At 74.0% G+C, this 1,722-nt stretch carries 1 protein-coding gene; it reads left to right on the top strand.

What is annotated here, in order from left to right; genetic code table 11:
- Positions 1-1,722: ABC transporter ATP-binding protein (locus IH13_RS0130830; protein ID WP_158791420.1), on the top strand; the 1,722-nt coding region annotated here is incomplete at both ends.

Genomic DNA, 1,722 nt, shown 5'->3' on the forward strand with positions numbered 1-1,722 from the left:
CCCCCCGCCGCTACTACGGCGGCCGGCTCGCCCTCGACGTCCAGCACGACCTGCGGACCGAGATGTACACGACCCTGACCCGGCTCGACGGGAAGCGGCAGGACGAGCTGTCCACCGGGCAGGTCGTCGGGCGGGCCACCAGCGACCTCCAGCTCATCCAGAGCCTGCTCTTCATGCTCCCGATGACCATCGGGAACGTCCTGCTCTTCCTCATCTCCCTGGTGATCATGGCGTGGCTGTCGCTGCCGCTGACACTCGTCGCCCTCGCCGTCGCCCCCGCCCTCTGGTTCATCGCCCGCCGCTCCCGCGCCCGGCTCTTCCCCGCCACCTGGTACGCCCAGAGCCAGGCCGCGGCCGTCGCCGGAGTCGTCGACGGGGCCGTCTCCGGGGTCCGGGTCGTCAAGGGGTTCGGGCAGGAGGAGCAGGAGACCGGCAAGCTCCGCGAGGCCGGCCGCAGGCTCTTCGCGGGCCGGCTGCGCACCGTCCGGCTGAACTCCCGCTACACCCCCGCGCTCCAGGCCGTGCCCTCGCTCGGCCAGGTCGCGATGCTCGCCCTCGGCGGCTGGCTGGCCACCCGCGGCGAGATCACCCTCGGTACGTTCGTGGCGTTCTCCACCTACCTCGCCCAGCTCGTCGGCCCGGTCCGGATGCTCGCCATGGTCCTCACCGTCGGCCAGCAGGCCCGCGCCGGTGTGGAACGCGTCCTGGAGCTCATCGACACCGAACCCTCCATGGCGGACGGCACGAAGGAGCTCCCCGCCGACGCCCCGGCGAGCGTCGAGTTCGACGACGTCCGCTTCGGTTACGCCGAGGACCGCCCCGTACTCGACGGGTTCTCCCTCACCATCGAGCCCGGGGAGACGGTCGCGCTCGTCGGCGCGTCCGGCAGCGGCAAGTCGACCGTCTCGCTCCTGCTGCCCCGGTTCTACGACGTGAGCCGCGGCGCGGTCCTGGTCGGCGGCCACGACGTACGCGAGCTGACCCACCGGTCGCTGCGCGCCGCCGTCGGGCTCGTCCCCGAGGACAGCTTCCTCTTCTCCGAGTCGGTGGGCGAGAACATCGCGTACGGACACCCGGACGCCACACGGGAGCAGATCGAGCAGGCCGCCCGCGCCGCCCAGGCGCACGGCTTCATCGCGCAGCTGCCCGACGGGTACGACACCAAGGTGGGCGAGCACGGGCTCACCCTCTCCGGCGGCCAGCGCCAGCGCGTCGCCCTGGCCCGCGCCATCCTCACCGACCCCCGGCTGCTCCTCCTCGACGACGCGACCTCCGCCGTCGACGCCCGGGTGGAACACGAGATCCACGAGGCCCTGGCCCAGGTCATGGCCGGGCGCACCACGCTGCTGATCGCGCACCGGCGCTCCACCCTCGGCCTCGCCGACCGCATCGCCGTGCTCGACGGGGGCCGGCTCGCCGACATCGGCACCCACGCCGAGCTGGAGGAGCGCTGCGCGCTCTACCGGCGGCTGCTCACCGACCCGGACGCACTGGGCGGCACCTCCCCGGGTCACCGGCCGGTGGCGGCCGAGGCGCCCCAGGACGAGGTCCGCGCGCTCCAGGAGGAGCTGGAGGCGGACTTCGACGCGGAACGCGGCATCACCCCCGGGCTCTGGGTCCGCGAGGAGGAGCCGCGCACCACGGCGGCGGACGCCATGCCCGCCACCCCGGAACTGCTCGCCCAGGTCGAGGCCCTGCCGCCCGCCACCGACCTCCCCGCCG

Source organism: Streptomyces sp. NRRL WC-3549 (genome assembly GCF_000721935.1).
GTDB lineage: Bacteria > Actinomycetota > Actinomycetes > Streptomycetales > Streptomycetaceae > Streptomyces.